Annotated in this window: 1 protein-coding gene; it reads right to left on the bottom strand. The window is 47.3% G+C overall.

What is annotated here, in order from left to right:
• The coding region (locus KNO86_RS14585; RefSeq protein ID WP_214697383.1) for a flagellin N-terminal helical domain-containing protein at nt 1-565 on the bottom strand (565 nt) is incomplete at both ends.

Raw genomic sequence — 565 nt, 5'->3', positions numbered from 1 at the left:
CGAGACGGTTTTGTGTGGCACCTAGTTTCGAACGTTCTCCTGAGACCGTTTCGATTGCTGTATTGATAGTCGTAATAGCTGTGTTAGCTGCTGCTTGTGTAGAAACATCAATTCCAACAGTAGCTGCTTCACCCGCCCCAGTAGCTACAGCTAAAGTAGTAGCATCCATTGCACCAATTGTTAGTGTCAGGCTTTGGCTAGCATTTGCTCCAATGTGGAACACTTTACCGTCTGCGTCTGATCCATCAAGCAATTTCTGAGTATTAAATTCTGTATTTGCAGAAATACGTGTAATTTCTTTTGCGAGCTGTGTAACTTCTTTCTGAATTTCGCCACGATCTGCTGTCGTGTTCGTGTCATTCGACGATTGAACCGCAAGCTCGCGCATGCGTTGGAGAATCGAGTGTGTCTCGTTCAATGCGCCTTCAGCAGTTTGAATCATTGAAATGCCATCTTGTGCATTTTTAGAGGCCATATCGAGACCACGGATTTGCCCGCGCATCTTCTCAGAGATGGCGAGACCCGCCGCGTCGTCACCAGCACGGTTGATGCGAAGACCTGAAGA

The organism is Exiguobacterium sp. s160 (assembly GCF_018617575.1).
Lineage (GTDB): Bacteria > Bacillota > Bacilli > Exiguobacteriales > Exiguobacteriaceae > Exiguobacterium > Exiguobacterium aestuarii_A.
This window is presented reverse-complemented; position numbering and strand designations above follow the sequence as displayed.